24 protein-coding genes and 1 pseudogene are annotated in these 16894 nt (G+C 65.4%); 16 read left to right on the top strand and 9 right to left on the bottom strand.

Features of this window, described 5'->3' with window-relative positions; all coding sequences use genetic code 11:
• Positions 1-24 precede the first annotated feature (24 nt).
• The 3 genes from rplT to hisN form a co-directional block, all read right to left on the bottom strand.
• Positions 25-390, bottom strand: a complete 366-nt coding sequence (gene rplT, locus ACTIFP_RS02655) for a 50S ribosomal protein L20 (RefSeq protein WP_137752332.1) — start codon at positions 388-390, stop codon at positions 25-27.
• 13 nt (positions 391-403) lie between these two features.
• Positions 404-607, bottom strand: coding sequence for a 50S ribosomal protein L35 (gene rpmI / locus ACTIFP_RS02660; protein ID WP_088439780.1), 204 nt, complete (start codon positions 605-607; stop codon positions 404-406).
• A 136-nt stretch (positions 608-743) separates the two neighbouring features.
• A complete protein-coding gene (gene hisN, locus ACTIFP_RS02665) occupies positions 744-1526 on the bottom strand; it encodes a histidinol-phosphatase (protein ID WP_439567156.1) in 783 nt (260 codons plus the stop codon).
• A gap of 116 nt (positions 1527-1642) precedes the next feature.
• Here hisN and ACTIFP_RS02670 point away from each other — a divergent pair, with 116 nt between their 5' ends.
• Entirely contained in the window at positions 1643-2185 is a 543-nt protein-coding gene (locus tag ACTIFP_RS02670; RefSeq protein ID WP_439567157.1) for a TetR/AcrR family transcriptional regulator, read from the top strand.
• Between the two features lie 4 nt (positions 2186-2189).
• On the opposite strand, the gene ACTIFP_RS02675 is transcribed toward ACTIFP_RS02670, so the two are convergent.
• Positions 2190-3125, bottom strand: a complete 936-nt coding sequence (locus tag ACTIFP_RS02675) for a ribose-phosphate pyrophosphokinase (protein WP_439567158.1) — start codon at positions 3123-3125, stop codon at positions 2190-2192.
• Positions 3126-3347: 222 nt separating this feature from the next.
• Between ACTIFP_RS02675 and ACTIFP_RS02680 the strand changes: the two genes are divergently transcribed.
• From ACTIFP_RS02680 to rpmG, 7 genes are all read left to right on the top strand, one after another.
• Entirely contained in the window at positions 3348-3842 is a 495-nt protein-coding gene (locus tag ACTIFP_RS02680) for a YdeI/OmpD-associated family protein (RefSeq protein WP_439567159.1), read from the top strand.
• Between the two features lie 87 nt (positions 3843-3929).
• Positions 3930-5612 carry an NAD+ synthase gene (locus tag ACTIFP_RS02685; protein WP_439567160.1) on the top strand — a complete coding sequence of 561 codons (1683 nt, stop codon included), beginning with the start codon at positions 3930-3932 and terminating at the stop codon, positions 5610-5612.
• Between the two features lie 110 nt (positions 5613-5722).
• Entirely contained in the window at positions 5723-6154 is a 432-nt protein-coding gene (locus tag ACTIFP_RS02690) for a DoxX family protein (RefSeq protein WP_439567161.1), read from the top strand.
• A gap of 4 nt (positions 6155-6158) precedes the next feature.
• A complete protein-coding gene (locus ACTIFP_RS02695) occupies positions 6159-6362 on the top strand; it encodes a hypothetical protein (RefSeq protein ID WP_439567162.1) in 204 nt (67 codons plus the stop codon).
• Between the two features lie 32 nt (positions 6363-6394).
• Entirely contained in the window at positions 6395-7705 is a 1311-nt protein-coding gene (gene gltX / locus ACTIFP_RS02700) for a glutamate--tRNA ligase (protein WP_439567163.1), read from the top strand.
• Positions 7706-7852: 147 nt separating this feature from the next.
• Entirely contained in the window at positions 7853-8590 is a 738-nt protein-coding gene (locus ACTIFP_RS02705; protein ID WP_439567164.1) for an energy transducer TonB, read from the top strand.
• Between the two features lie 215 nt (positions 8591-8805).
• Positions 8806-8973, top strand: a complete 168-nt coding sequence (rpmG, locus tag ACTIFP_RS02710) for a 50S ribosomal protein L33 (protein ID WP_058818055.1) — start codon at positions 8806-8808, stop codon at positions 8971-8973.
• A gap of 125 nt (positions 8974-9098) precedes the next feature.
• Here the strand turns inward: rpmG and ACTIFP_RS02715 are convergent, their stop codons facing one another.
• Both ACTIFP_RS02715 and ACTIFP_RS02720 read right to left on the bottom strand, forming a co-directional pair.
• Positions 9099-9425, bottom strand: coding sequence for an Lrp/AsnC ligand binding domain-containing protein (locus ACTIFP_RS02715; RefSeq protein ID WP_439567165.1), 327 nt, complete (start codon positions 9423-9425; stop codon positions 9099-9101).
• A 61-nt stretch (positions 9426-9486) separates the two neighbouring features.
• Positions 9487-9585 (bottom strand): annotated as a pseudogene (locus tag ACTIFP_RS02720) (Lrp/AsnC family transcriptional regulator); the annotation flags it as partial.
• 136 nt (positions 9586-9721) lie between these two features.
• On the opposite strand from ACTIFP_RS02720, the gene ACTIFP_RS02725 reads away from it, so the two are divergent.
• A complete protein-coding gene (locus ACTIFP_RS02725; protein ID WP_439567166.1) occupies positions 9722-9886 on the top strand; it encodes a hypothetical protein in 165 nt (54 codons plus the stop codon).
• 76 nt (positions 9887-9962) lie between these two features.
• The gene (locus tag ACTIFP_RS02730; RefSeq protein WP_439567167.1) at positions 9963-10208 is read left to right on the top strand and encodes a hypothetical protein; all 246 of its coding nucleotides are present in this window, start codon (positions 9963-9965) and stop codon (positions 10206-10208) included.
• Positions 10209-10218: 10 nt separating this feature from the next.
• On the opposite strand, the gene ACTIFP_RS02735 is transcribed toward ACTIFP_RS02730, so the two are convergent.
• Positions 10219-10581, bottom strand: a complete 363-nt coding sequence (locus ACTIFP_RS02735; RefSeq protein ID WP_439567168.1) for a response regulator — start codon at positions 10579-10581, stop codon at positions 10219-10221.
• 89 nt (positions 10582-10670) lie between these two features.
• On the opposite strand from ACTIFP_RS02735, the gene ACTIFP_RS02740 reads away from it, so the two are divergent.
• The 4 genes from ACTIFP_RS02740 to ACTIFP_RS02755 are packed head-to-tail and all read left to right on the top strand — an operon-like array spanning position 10671 to position 13206.
• Positions 10671-10934, top strand: coding sequence for a DUF3572 domain-containing protein (locus ACTIFP_RS02740; RefSeq protein ID WP_439567169.1), 264 nt, complete (start codon positions 10671-10673; stop codon positions 10932-10934).
• Positions 10931-11572: an HAD family hydrolase gene (locus ACTIFP_RS02745; RefSeq protein WP_439567170.1), complete on the top strand. Its 642-nt coding sequence runs from the start codon at positions 10931-10933 to the stop codon at positions 11570-11572. The genes ACTIFP_RS02740 and ACTIFP_RS02745 overlap by 4 nt, the downstream gene beginning before the upstream one ends.
• A 12-nt stretch (positions 11573-11584) precedes the next feature.
• Positions 11585-12049: a RidA family protein gene (locus ACTIFP_RS02750; RefSeq protein ID WP_439567171.1), complete on the top strand. Its 465-nt coding sequence runs from the start codon at positions 11585-11587 to the stop codon at positions 12047-12049.
• Between the two features lie 8 nt (positions 12050-12057).
• Positions 12058-13206 carry a GNAT family N-acetyltransferase gene (locus ACTIFP_RS02755; RefSeq protein ID WP_439567172.1) on the top strand — a complete coding sequence of 383 codons (1149 nt, stop codon included), beginning with the start codon at positions 12058-12060 and terminating at the stop codon, positions 13204-13206.
• Between the two features lie 39 nt (positions 13207-13245).
• Here ACTIFP_RS02755 and ACTIFP_RS02760 read toward each other — a convergent pair whose 3' ends face one another.
• Both ACTIFP_RS02760 and panC read right to left on the bottom strand, forming a co-directional pair.
• Positions 13246-13560, bottom strand: a complete 315-nt coding sequence (locus ACTIFP_RS02760) for a sel1 repeat family protein (protein ID WP_137752318.1) — start codon at positions 13558-13560, stop codon at positions 13246-13248.
• Positions 13561-13700: 140 nt separating this feature from the next.
• Positions 13701-14540: a pantoate--beta-alanine ligase gene (panC, locus tag ACTIFP_RS02765; RefSeq protein WP_439567173.1), complete on the bottom strand. Its 840-nt coding sequence runs from the start codon at positions 14538-14540 to the stop codon at positions 13701-13703.
• An 85-nt stretch (positions 14541-14625) separates the two neighbouring features.
• Here panC and ACTIFP_RS02770 point away from each other — a divergent pair, with 85 nt between their 5' ends.
• Both ACTIFP_RS02770 and pgmG read left to right on the top strand, forming a co-directional pair.
• On the top strand, positions 14626-15474 hold the full coding sequence (locus tag ACTIFP_RS02770) for a division plane positioning ATPase MipZ (protein WP_439567174.1): 849 nt from the start codon (positions 14626-14628) through the stop codon (positions 15472-15474).
• Positions 15475-15502: 28 nt separating this feature from the next.
• Positions 15503-16885, top strand: coding sequence for a phosphoglucomutase/phosphomannomutase PgmG (gene pgmG / locus ACTIFP_RS02775; protein ID WP_439567175.1), 1383 nt, complete (start codon positions 15503-15505; stop codon positions 16883-16885).
• Positions 16886-16894: the final 9 nt, after the last annotated feature.

Genomic DNA, 16894 nt, shown 5'->3' on the forward strand with positions numbered 1-16894 from the left:
TTCTTGTCGTCTGGCTGAAAAGCGTCAGGCTGCCTTGGGCAGCGCCGCCTTTGCCTGGGCGATGATGGTGGTGAAGACGGTGCCTTCGTTCATTGCCAGGTCGGCCATGACCTTGCGGTCGAGCTCGATCCCCGCCAGCTTCACGCCGTGCATGAACTGCGAATAGGTCAGGCCTTCGGCGCGAACCGCAGCGTTGATGCGCTGGATCCACAGACCGCGGAAATTCCGCTTCTTAACCTTGCGGTCGCGATAGGCATATTGGCCAGCCTTTTCGACCGCCTGCTTGGCGATACGAATGGTGTTCTTGCGACGGCCGTAAAAGCCCTTCGCCTGTTCCAATACGCGTTTGTGCTTGGCGCGCGTGGTGACGCCGCGTTTGATGCGTGACATGCCTTAGCGCTCCTTACTTCAGGCCGTAGGGCGCCCAGAGGCGCACATGGGCCACATCCGAATCGCTCAGCACGCTGGTGCCGCGGTTGGTGCGGATATACTTGGAATTGTGCGAAATCAGGCGGTGACGCTTGCCGGCAACGCCGTGCTTCACTTTGCCCGAGGCGGTGAATTTGAAGCGTTTCTTCACACCGCTCTTGGTCTTCATTTTGGGCATTTTGGTCTCCTTTGGAAGTCCGTTTGCGTATCGGCCTGGCAGCCCTTGTCGCCAGCCGACACAATCGGAAGCGGGGCGCTTAGGGGGATTCGCCCGGAAATGCAAGCGTTGCGGGAACAAGAGGTCCGCCGCCGTTTCAATGGTGGCAGGCTAGCCCCTCGATCACATCCTCGAGCCGCGCCGGATCGCCGAGCGCGATGACATGCCCCATGCTGTCGGCGTTGAGCGGGTCGCCGTTCCAGTCGCACATCGTCCCGCCCGCTCCCTCGACGATCGGCACCAGCGCGGCAAAGTCGTGCAGCTTCAGCCCGGCCTCGACGACGAGGTCGATATGTCCGCTCGCGAGCAGACCATAATTATAACAGTCGCCGCCGAAGACCATGCGCTTGTGCGACGTCTTTGCCGCCAGCGCCATGAAATGTTCGGCGTCATGGTCGGCGAAATATTGGGGGCCGGTGGTGGCGAGCGTCGCATCGGCCAGCGCGCGGCAAGTGCGGGTGCGGACGGGCTGGCCGCCGAACAGCGTCGGCTGTCCCAGCGCGCCGACCCAGCGTTCGCCGCTGATCGGCTGGTCGATGATGCCGAGGATTGGCCAGCCGTCCTGGAGCAGCGCGATGAGTGTGCCGAAAATCGGCCGTCCGGCCATGAAGCTGACGGTGCCGTCGATCGGGTCCAACACCCATTGCCGCGCCGCATCGGGACGCTCGGCACCATATTCCTCGCCGATGATTCCGTCGCGCGGCGCTTCGGCATCCAGCAGGCGGCGCATTGCGGCTTCGGCAGCGCGGTCGGCCTCGGTCACCGGCGAGGCGTCGTCCTTGGCTTCATGGGCGAACGCGGCGCGGAACAGCGGGCGAATGGCGTCGCCGGCCGCGTCGGCGAGGCGATTGGCGAGGGCGAGGTCGGAGGTGATCGTCATGCCATCGGCGCTAGCGCAGCACGGCGGCTCCCGCCAGCCCCGGACCACTTCGACCGCCGGTCGCGCACCGAATATATCAATTTTACAGATTTCATATATTTTGTAAAATGGAGCCTATGTCCGACCGCATTTCCGCCGATTCGCTGTTGGCCGCCGCTGCGCGCACCGGTTTTCGCAAGGCATCGATGGACGATCTGGCGCGGGCCACCGGCGTGTCGCGGCAGGCGCTCTACAACCGCTTCGGGTCGAAAGACGCGCTGATCGACTGGGCGATCCGATCGCGGATCGACCGGTCGCTGGCGGAGGCGCTGGGCAGTCTGGACAATCCCGCCGCTGCATTGGTCGCGCGATTGCTGGCCGCGCTCGACGCGTGGGTCGGCCAGCATATGATAATGCTGCGCGCCTCGCCCCATGGGGTCGATGTCGCGCCGATGGCGGTGCCCGACCCCGGCGAAGCGGTGCGCGCGGCCGAACGCAGGCTGGTGGCGGGGATGGCGAACGCGATCCGGCGCGGCGGCCCCGGCACCGCCGTCGCGCGCGCCGGCAGCCTGGCGCAGGCGCTATGCTGGACCGCGAAGGGGCTGGTTCACGCGGCGCCCGACCATGCGGCTTTTCGCCGCGAACTGGAATCGATCGTCGGCGCCCTGCTGGCGCGGTGACGAATTAGTCGAACAGCGAGGAGACGCTCGATTCGTCGGCGATGCGCTTGATCGCTTCGCCGAGCAGCGGCGCGACGGTCAGCGCGCGGACCTTGCTGCTGTCGTTCACTGCGTCGGTCGGCTGGATCGAATCGGTGATAACCAGCTCGGTGAGCTCGCTCGCCTCGACGCGTGCAACCGCGCCGCCCGACAAGACGCCGTGGGTGCAATAAGCGACGACGCCCTCGGCGCCCGCGGCCTTCAGCGCCCCGGCGGCGTTGCACAGCGTGCCTGCCGAATCGACGATGTCGTCGATCAGGATGCAGAAGCGCCCCTTCACGTCGCCGATGATGTTCATCACTTCCGATTCGCCGGCGCGCTCGCGGCGCTTGTCGACAATCGCCAGCGGCGCGTTGTCGAGCCGCTTGGCGAGCGCCCGCGCGCGCACGACGCCGCCAACGTCGGGCGACACGACCATCAGATTCTTGCCGGCAAAGCGCGCCTGGATGTCGGCGCTCATCACCGGCGCGGCGTAGAGGTTATCGGTCGGGATGTCGAAGAAGCCCTGGATCTGCCCGGCGTGCAGGTCGATCGCGAGGACGCGGTCGGCGCCCGAGGTGGTGATCAGGTTCGCGACGAGCTTCGCCGAGATCGGGGTGCGCGGGCCGGGTTTGCGGTCCTGGCGGGCATAGCCGAAATAGGGGACGACTGCGGTGATGCGCTTTGCCGAGGCGCGGCGTAGCGCGTCGTTGATGATCAGCAGCTCCATCAGATTGTCGTTGGCGGGGAAGTTCGTCGGCTGGACGACGAAAACATCCTGGCCGCGGACATTTTCATGAATCTCGACGAACACTTCCTCGTCGGCAAAGCGGCGCACGCTGGTATCGGTCAGCGGCAGTTCCAGATAGTCCGCGATCGCGCGGGCGAGGGGAAGGTTGCTGTTGCCGGAGATCAGTTTCATGGGGTGCGCGGCCCTTTCGCGGCGGATAGGATTGCGCGCCCCTTAGCCAGCGGGGGCGGATAGGGGAAGGGGTTAAAGGCCAGCTCCATGCGGAAACGGCGCGGGATGGCGAATGGCGATTACTCGGCCGAAGGATCGATGCGCGCTGATCGCCCTGGCTGGACCTTGCGTTCCGGGTCGCAAGGCGCTTGATGGCGCCACCGGGCGGCGTATGGACCGAAAATGAAGTTCAAAGCGAAGATCGAGCGCAAGGGGATCAACCCCTATGTACGGGTAAGCGCGGCCCGCGCGCAGCGGATCAAGGCAGGCTGGAAGAAACCGCTGCCGGTTCTCGTCCGGGTGAACGAAAAGCCGGTCGACGGCGCGCCGGTCAATATGATGCCGGCCGGTGACGGCGGCTTTTTCCTGTATCTGGACAGCCGCGTCCGCGCGGCGTCTGAGACCGAGGTTGGCGACCTGGTCGATGTGTGGATCGTCTTCGACCGCAGCTATCGGCCCGGCCCCCAGCATCCGATGCCTTTCGAATTCGCCTCGCGCCTTGATAGCAACCCGCGAGCAAAGATGTGCTGGGACGGCCTGACGCCCAGTCTTCAAAAAGAGATATTGCGGTATCTGGCCAGTCTGAAATCCGATGCGGCAAGGCAGCGTAACCTTGAGCGCGCAATCGAGGTGCTCAGCGGGGCCAAGGCACGTTTTCTGGCGCGCGAATGGAATTGAGGATGAAGCGCGCGGTCAAGCATCGCCGCCCCGGCCTTTTTCTCCTGCGCGGTTGAATTTGGGCGGGTTGAGCCTAAACCGCTGGACATGACCGACGCCGCCGACACGCTCACCATCGTCCTGGCCCAGATGACGCAGGCGGTCGGCGACCTTGCCGCCAACGCCGAAGCGATGCGCAGCGTTCGGGCCCGGCACGCCGATGCCGACCTGATTCTCTACCCCGAATTGCAGCTGATCGGTTATCCGCCCGAGGATCTGGTGCTCAAGCCCGCGCTGGCGACGCGCGCTGCGACGCTGCTCGCCGAACTCGCCGCCGAGACCGCCGACGGCGGCCCGGCGATCCTCGTCGGATCGGTCGAGCGCGCCCAGAATGCGGATGGGAGCGATGCGCTCTACAACATCATCGCGCTGCTCGACGGCGGCCGGATCGTCGCGACGCGGCGCAAGCACGAGCTGCCCAATTACGGCACTTTCGATGAAAAACGCGTCTTCGCGCCCGGCCCGCTTCCCGACATCGTCGAATGGCGCGGGATCAAGCTGGGATTGCCGATCTGCGAGGATGGCTGGTTGCCCAAAGTATCGCGGCATCTGGCCGATCAGGGCGCCGAGCTGCTGATCTCGGTCAATGGCAGCCCCTATGAAATCGACAAGGACGAACGGCGGCTGAGCCAGGTGTTCGCGGGCCGTGTCGCCGAAACCGGCCTGCCGCTGATCTTTCTCAACCGCATTGGCGGGCAGGACGAACTGGTGTTCGACGGCTGTTCGTTCGTGCTGAACGCCGATGGCGCGACGGCGCACCGTCTGACCGATTGGGAACCCGAAGAACGTGTCACGCACTGGACGAAGGGTGCCGAAGGCTGGAGCTGCGCGGCGGGCGCGATCGCCGAGTGGGAAGCGCATCCCGCCGACATCTACAGCGCGATGATCGTCAGCTTGCGCGACTATGTGACGCGCAACCGCTTCCCCGGCGTCGTGCTCGGGCTGTCGGGCGGCATCGATTCGGCGATTTGTGCCGCGATCGCCGCCGACGCGCTCGGCCCCGACCGCGTGTGGTGCGTGATGATGCCCAGCCGCTTCACCAGCCAGGCGAGCCTCGACGATGCCGCGGGCTGTGCCGCGCTGATCGGTTGCAAGCTCGACACCATCTCGATCGTCCCCGCTGTCGAGGCGTTCGATGCGATGCTGGCGGGCAGCTTTGCCGATGTCGAGGTCGACATCACCGAGGAAAATGTCCAGTCGCGCATCCGCGGCGTGACCCTGATGGCGCTCAGCAACAAATTCGGCCCGATGCTGCTGACCACGGGCAACAAGAGCGAGATGAGCGTCGGCTATGCGACGATCTATGGCGATATGGCGGGCGGCTATAATCCGCTGAAAGATGCCTATAAGATGACGGTGTTCGCCGTCGCCAAGTGGCGCAATGACAATGTGCCGCGGCTGTCGCTTAACCGGGTGGCCCCGGTGATGCCCGACAGCATCATCACCAAGCCGCCGAGCGCCGAGCTGCGCCCCGACCAGAAGGACGAGGACAGTCTGCCGCCCTATGCCGACCTCGACCGCATGCTGCACATGCTGGTCGAGGAGGAAGCGAGCGTCGACGATGTCGTGGCGCGGCATGGGTTCGACCGCGATGCGGTGGTGCGGATCGAACGCCTGCTGATGCTCGCCGAATATAAGCGGCGCCAGGCGCCGCCGGGGGTCAAGCTGTCGACGCGCAACTTCGGCCGCGACCGCCGCTATCCGATCACCCATGGCTTTCGTACCGGCTGACGCGCCGTGGGTGCCGGGCCGCGGGTACCGGTACGTCGGCGCGGTTTCGGCGCCCCATTGCAGGACGCTAGGCTTCGCCGATCGGAAACTTGCGATGAGGGGGATGGAAGATGGGGTTGCTGGGAGCCAAGGCGCCGCCGCACCGGGCCGAACGCGTGGTCGATATGCTGCGGATCACCGTCGCGCTGTTGATTTTGATCCACGGGCTGTTCCGCCTCGTCGCCGGCGGCGTGGTGCCCTTCGGCATCTGGCTGGAAAGCCAGGGTTTCCCCTGGGGCTATGGCTGGGCGATGGCGGTCACGCTGTACGAACTGGTCGGCCCGGCGCTGATCCTGACCCGCCGCTGGACCAGCCTTGTCGCGCTCGGTCATGCCGCTATCCTGACGCTCGGCATGATTCTGGTCCATCTGCCCTTCGGCTGGTTCGTCGTCGGCGGCGGACGTAACGGGATGGAATATAGCGTGATCCTGATCGTGTCGTTGCTCGCCCTTGCCTGGGCCTATTGGCCGGCGCGCCGCGCGTCGTCCGTAGCGGAGAGTTGATCATTTGGCGAACTGGCTGACCGGAATTGGATATGCGCTGTCGATCGTCAGCGTCGCGTTGCTGGCTTGGGTCGCCTGGCCCGCGCCCGATGAAGACCCAGCATTGGTCGGGGCGGTGATTGCTGGCGCGGCGCTTTCGGTGATCGGCATGGCGCTGCGCTGGGCGGCGCATATCATGATGAACCGCAAGATCGCGGAAGACGACTGACGACGGCCCATTATGCGGTTATAGGCGCGGCCATGACTGTCGTGACCCGCTTTGCCCCCTCGCCGACCGGCACCCTGCATGTCGGCAATGTCCGCACCGCGCTCCACAATTTTCTGTGGGCGCGCAAATATGGTGGGCGCTTCCTGCTGCGGATCGACGACACCGACCTTGAACGGTCGAAAGAGGATTATGTCGACGCGATCCGCGCCGACCTCGCGTGGCTCGGCTTCGATGTGGATGGCGAGGAACGCCAGTCGGCGCGGTTCGCGCTGTACGAGGCCGAATTTGCCAAGTTGCAGGCCGCGGGCCGCGTCTATGCCTGTTACGAAACCCCCGAAGAACTCGACATCCGGCGCAAGATCCTGCTCTCGCGCGGGCTGCCGCCGGTTTATGAGCGCAAAGCCGCCGACGCGCCGGCGCCCGACGGCGTGGCGCCGCACTGGCGCTTCCGCCTCGACCATGACGCAGCGATCGAATGGGCCGATATGGTTCGTGGTGATCAGCATTTTGAACCGAAAACTATGTCCGATCCGGTGGTCCGCCGCGCCGACGGCAGTTGGCTCTATCTGCTGCCCAGCGTCATCGACGATATCGCGATGGGCATCACCCATGTCGTGCGCGGCGAGGATCATGTGTCGAACACCGCGACGCAGATCCAGATGTTCGCGGCGCTCGGCGCCGCCCCGCCGCGGTTCGCGCATGAGGCGTTGCTTGTCGGGACCGAGGGCAAATTGTCGAAGCGGCTCGGCTCGCTGGGCATGGCCAGCCTGCGCGACGCCGGGATCGAGCCGATCGCGCTCGCGGCGCTGCTCGCGCGGCTCGGGACCAGCGACCCGGTCGAACCGGTCACCAGCCTGGCGCCGCTGATCGAGCATATCGACTTTGCGCGCTTCGGTCGCGCCCCGGCGCGGTTCGACGACGCTGAACTGGCGCTGCTCAACCAGAAGATTTTGCACCACACCGATCATGAAGCGGTCGCCGATCGCTTGCCCGCCGCGATCACCGCGGTGCGCTGGCACGCGATTCGCCCCAACCTGATGACGGTCGCCGAGGCCGCCGAGTGGCTGCCGGTGTTCGACGGGCCACTGGCGCCGCCGCCGGTCGACGATGCCGACCGGCCGGTGCTGGCCGCCGCCGCCGCTGCGGCGCCCGCGATCGATTGGAGCGCCGACCCCTGGCACGCGCTGACCGCGGCGGTGAAGGGGGCGACGGGGGCCAAGGGCCGCGCGCTGTTCCTGCCGCTGCGCCGCGCGCTGACGGCGCGCGACCATGGCCCCGACATGGCCGAATTATTGCCGCTGATCGCCAAGGATCAGGCGGTGGCGCGGCTGGCTGCCGACTGATCGATCCATCGCGAACAACTGCGCCATCCTTGCCTACCTTGTCGCTTGACAAAAAGAGTGATGATATATTATCTCTCAATTCTGGCTTGGCCCATAGCGGTGGTCGAAACACGGCAGGGCCGGGTCTGACCGGCAAGGAGAGATGCCATGACCCTGATACCCTTGATTTCGGCCATCATGACCGCGCCCGAGGCGACGATTGCGCCCGCGGGCGCAGCAACCCTTTCACCCCGTAACAGCTATGGCAGCGACCACGGCCGCCACCCGGTCGCCGCGCTCCTCGCCGTTGGCCTGCCGGCGGCGCTGGTCGTCGCGGTGGCGCTGTCGCCGATGATCATGGAGGCGCCGCCGAAATCCAAACCGATGCAAGGCACGTTGATCGAACTGACCAAGCCGCTCGATCCGCCGCCGCCCCAGCCGACCGAGGAGGTGGCGCCGACCGAGAGGACCGCCTCGGCGACTGACGCCGTCAAACCCGTCATCGATATAAATTCGCTGAGCGACAATCGGGTCGTCGAAGGGCCGGTCGTCATCGATCTTCGCCCGATCGATCCCGGCCCCCCGGCGCGCCCCGCCGATCCGCCGCCCGCGCCCAGGCTGGTGTTCGCCGAACTCGACCCACGCTACGCCGGGGCGTTCCAGCCCGACTATCCCGCGAGCGAGCAGCGGCGCGAGATCGAGGGGGTCGCCAAAGTGCGCGTCCTGATCGGCACCGACGGGCGGGTAAAGGCGGTCGAACTGGTCAGCACCGACAGCCCGGGCTTCTTTGCCGAAACGAAGCGGCGCGCGCTCGCCAAATGGCGTTTCACCCCCGCGACGCGCGGCGGCGTGGCTGAGGAAAGCTGGAAGGTGATGACGGTTCGTTTCGAGATCAAGGCGGCTTAGGCACCCGGCGATACCCCTCTCGGGCGGGCGGTCACGCGCCGTCCGCCCGCTCTTTTGCTTGACAGAAGCGCCGAATCCGGTCAGAGGCGCGCGGATATTGGGGGCGGCGCCTCGTGCGCGGCCCTTTATGTTTTTCACACCAACGTCGGGGCCCCTAGTCCCGCCGCATCGGTCGGACCTCCGGCGGATGTGCAGATATTTCGAGGAACAGGGCCATGGCCAAGCCGACGACCGTCAAGATCAAGCTGGTGAGCACCGCCGACACGGGCTTTTTCTATGTGACGAAAAAGAACCCGCGCACGATGACCGAAAAAATGTCGGTGCGCAAATATGACCCGCGCGTGCGCAAGCACGTCGAGTTCAAGGAATCGAAGATCAAGTGACGCATCGACCCGTTCAGCAACGCTGAACGGAACGGCGATGCGTCATCCCGGCGAAAGCCGGGATCGAGGGGCGGCCTTTGCGCCGCCCTTTTTCGTGCCTGAACGAAGCGTCTTGCCTGCTGCGTTTACCGGACGCGCAGCGGCCGCCGAGCGACATCATTCTCGATGATGCTGCGGATCGTGATCAGCGTCTTGAACGAATGGACGCCCTTGTCCTCGCCCAGCGCCCGGCGGGTGAAGGCGTCATATTCCTCCATCGTCGCGACCTGCAGCTTCAACAGGAAATCATCGTCGCCGGTCACGTCCCACGCGCCCGTCACTTCGGGATGACGGACAATCTCGCGAGCAAAGCCGTCCATCGTTTGCGGCCCCGCCTGCTGCATCTGGATCAGCACATGCATCGTCAGCGCGGATCCGGTGAGCGCCGGATCGACGATTTGCAATATCCGCAATGATTACCTTTTCGTCGCGCAGCCGCCGCAGGCGGCGGAGCACCGCCGACAGCGATAGCCCGACCTTGTCGGCGAGCACGCGCGCCGGTTCGAGATTATTCTGGCGCACCAGATCGAGCAGGCGGCGGTCGAAGCTGTCGAGATCGATCATTTTTCGCATGATTGGTCAAATAGCGCAAAAATTGATCGTCCGCACGGTCAATTTTAGCGCCAATCGCCATAGCGGCGGAGTTAAAAGGTCATTGTCCGGCCCGCACTCTCCCTCTTCCTGCGGCACCGGATGCAGGAGACGAACAATGACCACCAACCCCGAAACGAACCGGCTTCATCGCCTGTGGACCGCGGTGATCGACGCGTCCGCCGCCATGGTGGCGATCCACTATGCGGCACCGTGGGACGAGTCGGCGAGCCGCCGCGGCGAAGATCGTCGCCGCGACCATCGCGAAAACTGCGCGGCCTAAGTCCGGCCGCACCCGCTCCATTATCGCGCTGTTTACGACAACAAGCTTATGCTCGGCGCGATAAGGGAGCGGAGCCATGAGCCTCGAAGATTTTTCGCGCGAAGTCATAGGCAAAGCGCCAAAGAACCGGAGCACCATCGACCGCATGCTGGTTACCGACGACAGCGGATGCAGCTATGACCAGCAGGTGATGACCATTCGCCTGCCATTTGGAATAGGGCTGGCAGCGGTCGGAGGATTGCTGCTGGTCGCGTGGGCAAGCGACGATCCCATGTGGGTCAGGCTGGTCGGGCAAATCCGGTCGATCGTGAATTTCTTCTAGCAGCGACGCTTCAGGCGAACACCCCAACGCTCTCGATGAACTTGATCACCGAAATCGGCTTCGACACATAGGCTTCGGCGCCCGCGGCGCGGATCTGTTCCTCGTCGCCTTTCCCGGCATAGGCGGTGACCGCCATGATCGGCACGGCGCGTAGGGTCAGGTCGGCCTTCATCTGGCCGATCAGCTCCAGCCCGCTGACATGCGGCAGCTGGATGTCCATGATGATCAGGTCGGGTGTGACCTCGCGCGCCTTGTTCAGTGCATCGCGGCCGTCGCGGACCGGGTGGGCGGTGTAGCCATGGGCGTTGAGCAGGTCGCAGAACAGGCGCAGGTTCAGCTCATTATCCTCGACGACCAATATGGTCTTGCCCATGATATTTCGCTTCCCCACCTTGCGTTCGCGGCCCGTTTAGGCGAATCGGCGGCGTGACACAATTGCCTCCCTTTGAAGGGAAAAATGCCTTGCACGACGACGACGCGGCTTTGGCGCTCCAGGCGCTTGGCTGGATCTTGACCGATGAACCGCGCGCCGAGCGGCTGCTCGGGCTCACCGGACTGGCGCAGGCCGACCTCCGATCCTCGCTCGGTGAACAGGCGACGCTCGCAGCGATCCTGTCGTTTCTGACGAGCCATGAAAATGATCTTGTCGCCTGCGCCGATGCGCTGCAGGTGCCGCCCGGCGCCATCGCCGCGGCGTCGCAGCGACTCGAAGGAATGCGTCCATGAACCGCCCGCTCGTCATCACCGATTGCGACGAGGTGCTGATGCACATGGTCGTGCCCTTTGCCGAATGGGTCGATGCCGAACATGGCGTATTGTTCCGCATCGAGGACGCCAGCTTTGCCGGGGCGCTGAAGCGCAAGGAATGTGGGACGCCGCTCGAGGCGGCCGAGGTCTGGCCGCTGCTCGACAGCTTTTTTCGCAGCGAAATGACGCGGCAATATCCGATCCCCGGCGCGCTCGCCGCGATGGCGGCGATCGCCGAGCAGGCCGACATCGTCGTGCTGACCAACGTCGGCCCCGACCATCAGCAGGCGCGGATCGACCAGTTGGCACTCCATGATTTCCACGCGCCGGTAATCGGCAGCCGCGGCGGTAAGGGGGAACCGGTGCGTCGTCTGATCGAACAATATCGGCCCTCGGTCGCGATCTTCATCGACGATCTGGCCGGCCATCATCATTCGGTGGCGGAGGTCGCGCCCGATGTGTGGCGGCTGCATCTGGTCGGCGAGCCCGCGATCGCCGACAAGATCGCGCCCGCAAAACACGCGCATGTCCGGATCGACGACTGGCCGGCGGCGCAGGAGTGGATCCTGGCGCGCCTCGCCGAAAACATCCCCGCCCCCGCCCCCCAAACGACGTAAGAAGGAACCATCATGGATATTATCGCAAAGCTTGCCGAACGCGGCCTCGAACTGCCCAAGGCGGCGGCACCCGTCGCCGCCTATGTCCCCGTCGTCGAACAGGACGGCCTGCTCTATGTCAGCGGCCAGCTGCCGTTCCGCGATGGCCAGGTGGTGACCGGGCGCCTTGGCGACGACATGGATGTCGCGGGCGGACAGGACGCGGCACAGCGCGTCGCGCTGATGCTCGTCGCGCAGATCGGGCAGGCGCTCGGCGGCGACTGGTCGCGCGTCGAGCGCGTCGTCAAACTCGGCGTGTTCGTCAACAGCGCGCCCAGCTTCACCGATCAGGCGAAGGTCGCCAATGGCGCGTCGGAGCTGTTCGAGGCGCTGTTTGGCGACGCCGGGCGTCATGCGCGCGCGGCGGTCGGCGTCGCGGTGCTGCCGCTCGGCGCCGCGGTCGAGGCCGATGCGATCGTCGCGGTGAAGCCCGCCTAAGGGCCGCGATGGCCGAAGCTGACCCGCCAACTCGGACGATCGCGCTCGGAACCGGCGTCGCTGCGATCGATGCTGCGGCGTGGGATGCGCTGCACGATGGCGGCAATCCGTTTGTCGGCCACGCGTTTCTGTCGCTGCTCGAGCTATCGGGCAGCGTCGGGCCGGGAACGGGCTGGCAGGCGGCGCCGCTGCTGGTCGAGGATGCGGCAGGTGTGTTGCTCGCCGCCGCGCCCGCCTATCTGAAATCGCACAGCCAGGGCGAATATGTGTTCGACCAGGGCTGGGCCGACGCCTGGGCGCGTGCGGGCGGCGACTATTATCCCAAGCTTCAGATCGCAGCGCCCTTCACCCCGGTGCCGGGGCCGCGGCTGCTGGCGCCGGACGGCGATGACGCGCGGCTTTTGATCCGCGCCGCCGAGGCCGTGGTGTGCCAAAACGGCCTGTCGTCGGCGCACGCGACCTTTGTCGCGCCCGAGCAGATGCCGCTGTTCGAAGGCGCGGGTTGGCTGGTGCGCCGCGACATCCAGTTCCATTTCGCCAATGCGGGCTATGCCAGCTTCGACGATTTCCTCGCCACGCTGACCTCGGCCAAGCGCAAGCAGCTGCGCAAGGAGCGCGCCCGCGCTGTTCGAGGTCTGCGGATCGAGGAATTGACCGGCGCCGCGATCCGCCCCGAGCATTGGGACGCGATGTGGCTCTTCTATCAGGACACCGGTGCGCGCAAATGGGGGCAGCCCTATCTGACGCGCGCAGCCTTCGACCTGATCGGGGAGCGGATGGCGGAGCATATCCTGCTGCTGCTCGCCTATGATGGCGAGCAAGCCGTGGCGGGGGCGTTGCATTTCGTCGGCGCCGATACGCTATATGGGCGTTATTGGGGATGCCTGACCGAGATCCCCTATCTGCATTTTGAACTCTGCTATTACCGCGCAATCGACATCGCGATCGCGCGCCGGCTGGCACGGGTCGAGGCGGGCGCGCAGGGCGGGCATAAGCTGGCGCGCGGCTATGGCCCGGTCGCGACCTGGTCGGCGCATTTCATCGCCGATCCCGGGTTCCGCCGCGCGGTGGCCGATTTTTTGGACCAGGAGCGGCAGGCAGAAGAAGTCGAAATGGCGTGGCTCGAAGGGCATATGCCGTTCCGGCGGGCGGATTAGACGTCCGCTATTTTGTCACCCGGCACGACGGGAAAGAGATTACGCCGCGAACCGCCGCGCGGCCGGACGGCGCGCGGTTTCGTCGAGCCACGCGCGGGCTTGGCGCTGGGCTTCGGCGATTTCGTCGCGGCTCATTTCATCGGACAGATCGGCGCGGCATTGCTGGCCTTCCTTGTTGCCGCCGAGCGCGGCAAGGTTGAACCATTTATGCGCCTGGATCAGGTCGACATCGACCCCGCCGGTGCCGGTCGAAAAAGCGATGCCGAGATCGAAATAGGCATTGGCATCGCCGCGTGCGGCATCGAGCAGGCGGCTTTCGATCAGATACGCTGCGGACTTCAGACTGTTGGCCATAAAAACCCCCTGTCGCCTCCCCCCACAGGAGGCTTCGGGGTCCAACCTTGCGGCTTATGGTCAACAAAGCGTTAACGTGATTGGCAATTTCTTGTGGATAGCGCGCTGAAACGGCTGAATTCTGCCGTTTCCGTTTTTCCTCAGCCCACCGGATAATTGTCGATCAGCCGCGTTTTGCCGATCCGCGCAGCCGCCAGCAGCCGCGCCGGCGTGCGAAAAATGTCCAGCCTTTCCAAACTGTCGGCATCGGCGAGCGCGATATAGTCGACGCTGTCGAACCCGCCGCCGACGATCGCCGCTTCGGCTTTCGCGAGCGTTTCGTACATATCGCCGCCGTTCGCGAGCGCGGCGGCTGCCGCCTTGAGCGCATCCGGAAAGGCGACCGCGGCGCTGCGCTGTGCGGGCGACAGATAGGCGTTGCGCGACGACAGTGCGAGGCCGTCGGGGTCGCGCGCGATCGGCGCCCCCAAAATGTCGAGCGCGAAATCGAGATCGCGCGCCATGCGGCGGATAATCGCGAGCTGCTGCCAGTCCTTTTCGCCGAAAATGGCGATGTCGGGGCACACCTGGTTGAACAATTTGGCGACGACGGTCGCGACCCCGTCGAAATGGCCGGGCCGCGCGGCGCCGCAATAATCGGCGCCGAGTTCGGCGACCTCGATGTGGGTGCTGTGGCCGCCCGGATACATCACCGCGACGTCGGGGGCCCAGAGCAGCGCCACGCCTTCCTCGACCAGCAAGGCCGCGTCGCGCGCTTCGTCGCGTGGATAGGCGGCGAAATCCTCGTTGGGGCCGAACTGGGTCGGGTTGACGAAGATTGACACGACGACATGGTCGGCAACGCGCCGTCCCATCTGCACGAGCGAAAGGTGACCATCGTGCAGTGCGCCCATCGTCGGCACCAAAGCAACGCTTTTGCCGTCCTGCTTCAGCGCGGCGATGGCGCGGTGCAGCGTCGCGATATCACGGATGATTTGCACGCTTGCCCGGCCTCCGATATTGGCGGCGCAACTGCACCACTCGCGCCGCCGCCATGCGCCGCCAACCGGAAAATCGCAACTGCCCATGACGACCTCCACAACGACTGGCCCCGTAACAACCGGCACGACGAAGCCCGCCCCGCATCGCATCATCTTTGCCAATGAAAAGGGCGGCACCGGCAAATCGACCTGCGCGGTGCATTTCGCGGTCGCGCTGGCGAGCCAGGGATGGAAGGTCGCGGGGCTCGATCTCGACCCGCGCCAGCGCACTTTTCACCGCTATCTCGAGAATCGCGTGGGCACCGCAAAACGCCGCGCCATCGAGCTGCCGATGCCGCATTTCGAAGTGTTCGAGGGCACAACGGTCGCGGAGCTCGACGCGCAGGTCGCGCGGCTGACCGCGGATTGCGATTATTTCGTCGCCGACACCCCGGGCCGCGACGATGTCTTTGCCCGCCACCTCGCGATGACCGCCGACACGCTGGTCACCCCGATCAACGACAGCTTCATCGATTTCGACCTGATCGGACAGGTCGACCCCGAGACTTTCCAGGTCACCCGCCCCAGCTTTTATTCCGAACTGATCTGGGACACGCGGAAAGCTCGCGCCAAGACCGACGGGCGGACGATCGACTGGATCATCCTGCGCAACCGCCTCCAGCATGTCGACGCGCACAATATGCGCCGCGTCGGCGAAGCGCTCAGCCAGCTGTCGCGCCGCGTCGGCTTTCGCGTCATCCCCGGCCTCGGCGAGCGGGTCATCTATCGCGAGCTGTTCCCCGCCGGGCTGACCTTGCTCGACAAGGCGCATCTGGGCGGCATGGGTATTGGTCATGTCGTTGCGCGGCAGGAATTGCGCGAGGCGATGGGGGGGCTGAACCTTCCGGCGCGCGAGCGTTTTCATCCCGACGGCGACCTCTTCGCCGCCGCCTGAGATTTTTCTTTCCCCACGAGGATCAACGATGACGCATATTTTCCATCCCACGATGCTGCGCGAATATGACATCCGCGGCGTCGTCGGTGACACGCTGTCGGACAAGGACGCCTATGCGATCGGGCGCAGCTTTGCGACGCTGGTCGCGCGCGCCGGGGGCAGCCGGGTCGCGGTCGGCTATGACGGGCGGCTGTCGTCGCCGATGCTGTGCGATGCGCTGGTCGCCGGGATCAACGCGGCGGGGATCGACGCGCTGAACGTCGGACTGGGCCCGACGCCGATGCTCTATTACGCGGCATCAACCGAAGAGGTGGACGGCGGCATACAGATAACCGGCAGCCACAATCCCCCCGACTATAACGGCTTCAAATTTGTGATGCAGGGCCGGCCTTTCTATGGCGCCGATATTCTGCGGATCGGCGAAATGGCTGCCGCGGGGGATTGGGAAACTGGCGAAGGTGCCGCGCAGAGCATCGACATCATCGACGCCTATGTCGATCGGCTGGTCGAGGGTTTCGTCGGCGGCGCCTTCCGCATCGGCTGGGACGCCGGCAACGGCGCCGCGGGGACGGTCATCGAGAAGCTCACCGCGAAGTTGCCGGGCGAGCATCATCTGTTGTTCACCGACATCGACGGCCATTTTCCGAACCATCATCCCGATCCTACCGAAGAGAAGAATCTGGCGGACCTGAGAAAGCTCGTCGCCGAGAAGCGGCTCGATTTCGGCGTCGCTTTCGATGGAGATGGCGACCGTATCGGCGCGATCGACGGCGAGGGGCGGGTGATCTGGGGCGACCAGCTGCTGCAAATCTATGCCGCGGCGCTGCTCGCTGACACGCCCGGCGCAACGATCATCGCCGACGTAAAGGCGAGCCAGGCGTTGTTCGACCGCGTTGCTGAACTCGGCGGCACGCCGCTGATGTGGAAGACCGGCCACAGCCTGATCAAGGCGAAGATGAAGGAGACCGGCAGCCCGCTGGCGGGCGAGATGAGCGGGCATGTGTTCTTCGCCGATCGCTATTACGGCTATGACGATGCGCCCTATGCTGCAGTGCGGCTGGTCGAGGCAGCGACCAAGCTGGGGCAGAGCGTCACCGGGCTGCGCGGGGCGATGGCGCCGATGGTCAACACCCCCGAGCTGCGCTTCCAGGTCGACGAGGTGCGCAAATTCGCCATTGTGGACGAAGTTCTGGCGCGGCTCGCGGCGTCGGGGGCAAAGGTCGACCGCACCGACGGCGCGCGGGTGCTGACCGATGACGGCTGGTGGCTGCTCCGTGCCTCGAACACGCAGGACGTGCTCGTCGCGCGCGCCGAGGCGAAGGATGAAGCGGCGCTGGCGCGGTTGATGGCGGCGATCGACGAACAGCTCGCGCTGTCGGGCATCGTTCGGGGGCCGCAGGCGGGGCATTAGCCTTTTCCC

The sequence above is a fragment of the Sphingopyxis sp. genome (assembly GCF_051861155.1).
GTDB lineage: Bacteria > Pseudomonadota > Alphaproteobacteria > Sphingomonadales > Sphingomonadaceae > Sphingopyxis.

Excerpts from the sequence above, each read along its gene's own strand:
- ACTIFP_RS02725 (WP_439567166.1), top strand. The coding sequence starts at position 9,722 with ATGACCACCAACCCCGAAACGAACCGGCTTCATCGCCTGTGGACCGCG.
- ACTIFP_RS02690 (WP_439567161.1), top strand. The coding sequence starts at position 5,723 with ATGGGGTTGCTGGGAGCCAAGGCGCCGCCGCACCGGGCCGAACGCGTG.
- rpmG (WP_058818055.1), top strand. The coding sequence starts at position 8,806 with ATGGCCAAGCCGACGACCGTCAAGATCAAGCTGGTGAGCACCGCCGAC.
- gltX (WP_439567163.1), top strand. The coding sequence starts at position 6,395 with ATGACTGTCGTGACCCGCTTTGCCCCCTCGCCGACCGGCACCCTGCAT.
- ACTIFP_RS02670 (WP_439567157.1), top strand. The coding sequence starts at position 1,643 with ATGTCCGACCGCATTTCCGCCGATTCGCTGTTGGCCGCCGCTGCGCGC.
- rpmI (WP_088439780.1), bottom strand. The coding sequence starts at position 607 with ATGCCCAAAATGAAGACCAAGAGCGGTGTGAAGAAACGCTTCAAATTC.
- ACTIFP_RS02730 (WP_439567167.1), top strand. The coding sequence starts at position 9,963 with ATGAGCCTCGAAGATTTTTCGCGCGAAGTCATAGGCAAAGCGCCAAAG.
- ACTIFP_RS02705 (WP_439567164.1), top strand. The coding sequence starts at position 7,853 with ATGACCCTGATACCCTTGATTTCGGCCATCATGACCGCGCCCGAGGCG.
- ACTIFP_RS02685 (WP_439567160.1), top strand. The coding sequence starts at position 3,930 with ATGACCGACGCCGCCGACACGCTCACCATCGTCCTGGCCCAGATGACG.
- ACTIFP_RS02770 (WP_439567174.1), top strand. The coding sequence starts at position 14,626 with ATGACGACCTCCACAACGACTGGCCCCGTAACAACCGGCACGACGAAG.
- ACTIFP_RS02755 (WP_439567172.1), top strand. The coding sequence starts at position 12,058 with ATGGCCGAAGCTGACCCGCCAACTCGGACGATCGCGCTCGGAACCGGC.
- ACTIFP_RS02675 (WP_439567158.1), bottom strand. The coding sequence starts at position 3,125 with ATGAAACTGATCTCCGGCAACAGCAACCTTCCCCTCGCCCGCGCGATC.
- ACTIFP_RS02735 (WP_439567168.1), bottom strand. The coding sequence starts at position 10,581 with ATGGGCAAGACCATATTGGTCGTCGAGGATAATGAGCTGAACCTGCGC.
- pgmG (WP_439567175.1), top strand. The coding sequence starts at position 15,503 with ATGACGCATATTTTCCATCCCACGATGCTGCGCGAATATGACATCCGC.
- ACTIFP_RS02760 (WP_137752318.1), bottom strand. The coding sequence starts at position 13,560 with ATGGCCAACAGTCTGAAGTCCGCAGCGTATCTGATCGAAAGCCGCCTG.
- ACTIFP_RS02745 (WP_439567170.1), top strand. The coding sequence starts at position 10,931 with ATGAACCGCCCGCTCGTCATCACCGATTGCGACGAGGTGCTGATGCAC.
- ACTIFP_RS02750 (WP_439567171.1), top strand. The coding sequence starts at position 11,585 with ATGGATATTATCGCAAAGCTTGCCGAACGCGGCCTCGAACTGCCCAAG.
- ACTIFP_RS02680 (WP_439567159.1), top strand. The coding sequence starts at position 3,348 with ATGAAGTTCAAAGCGAAGATCGAGCGCAAGGGGATCAACCCCTATGTA.
- rplT (WP_137752332.1), bottom strand. The coding sequence starts at position 390 with ATGTCACGCATCAAACGCGGCGTCACCACGCGCGCCAAGCACAAACGC.
- hisN (WP_439567156.1), bottom strand. The coding sequence starts at position 1,526 with ATGACGATCACCTCCGACCTCGCCCTCGCCAATCGCCTCGCCGACGCG.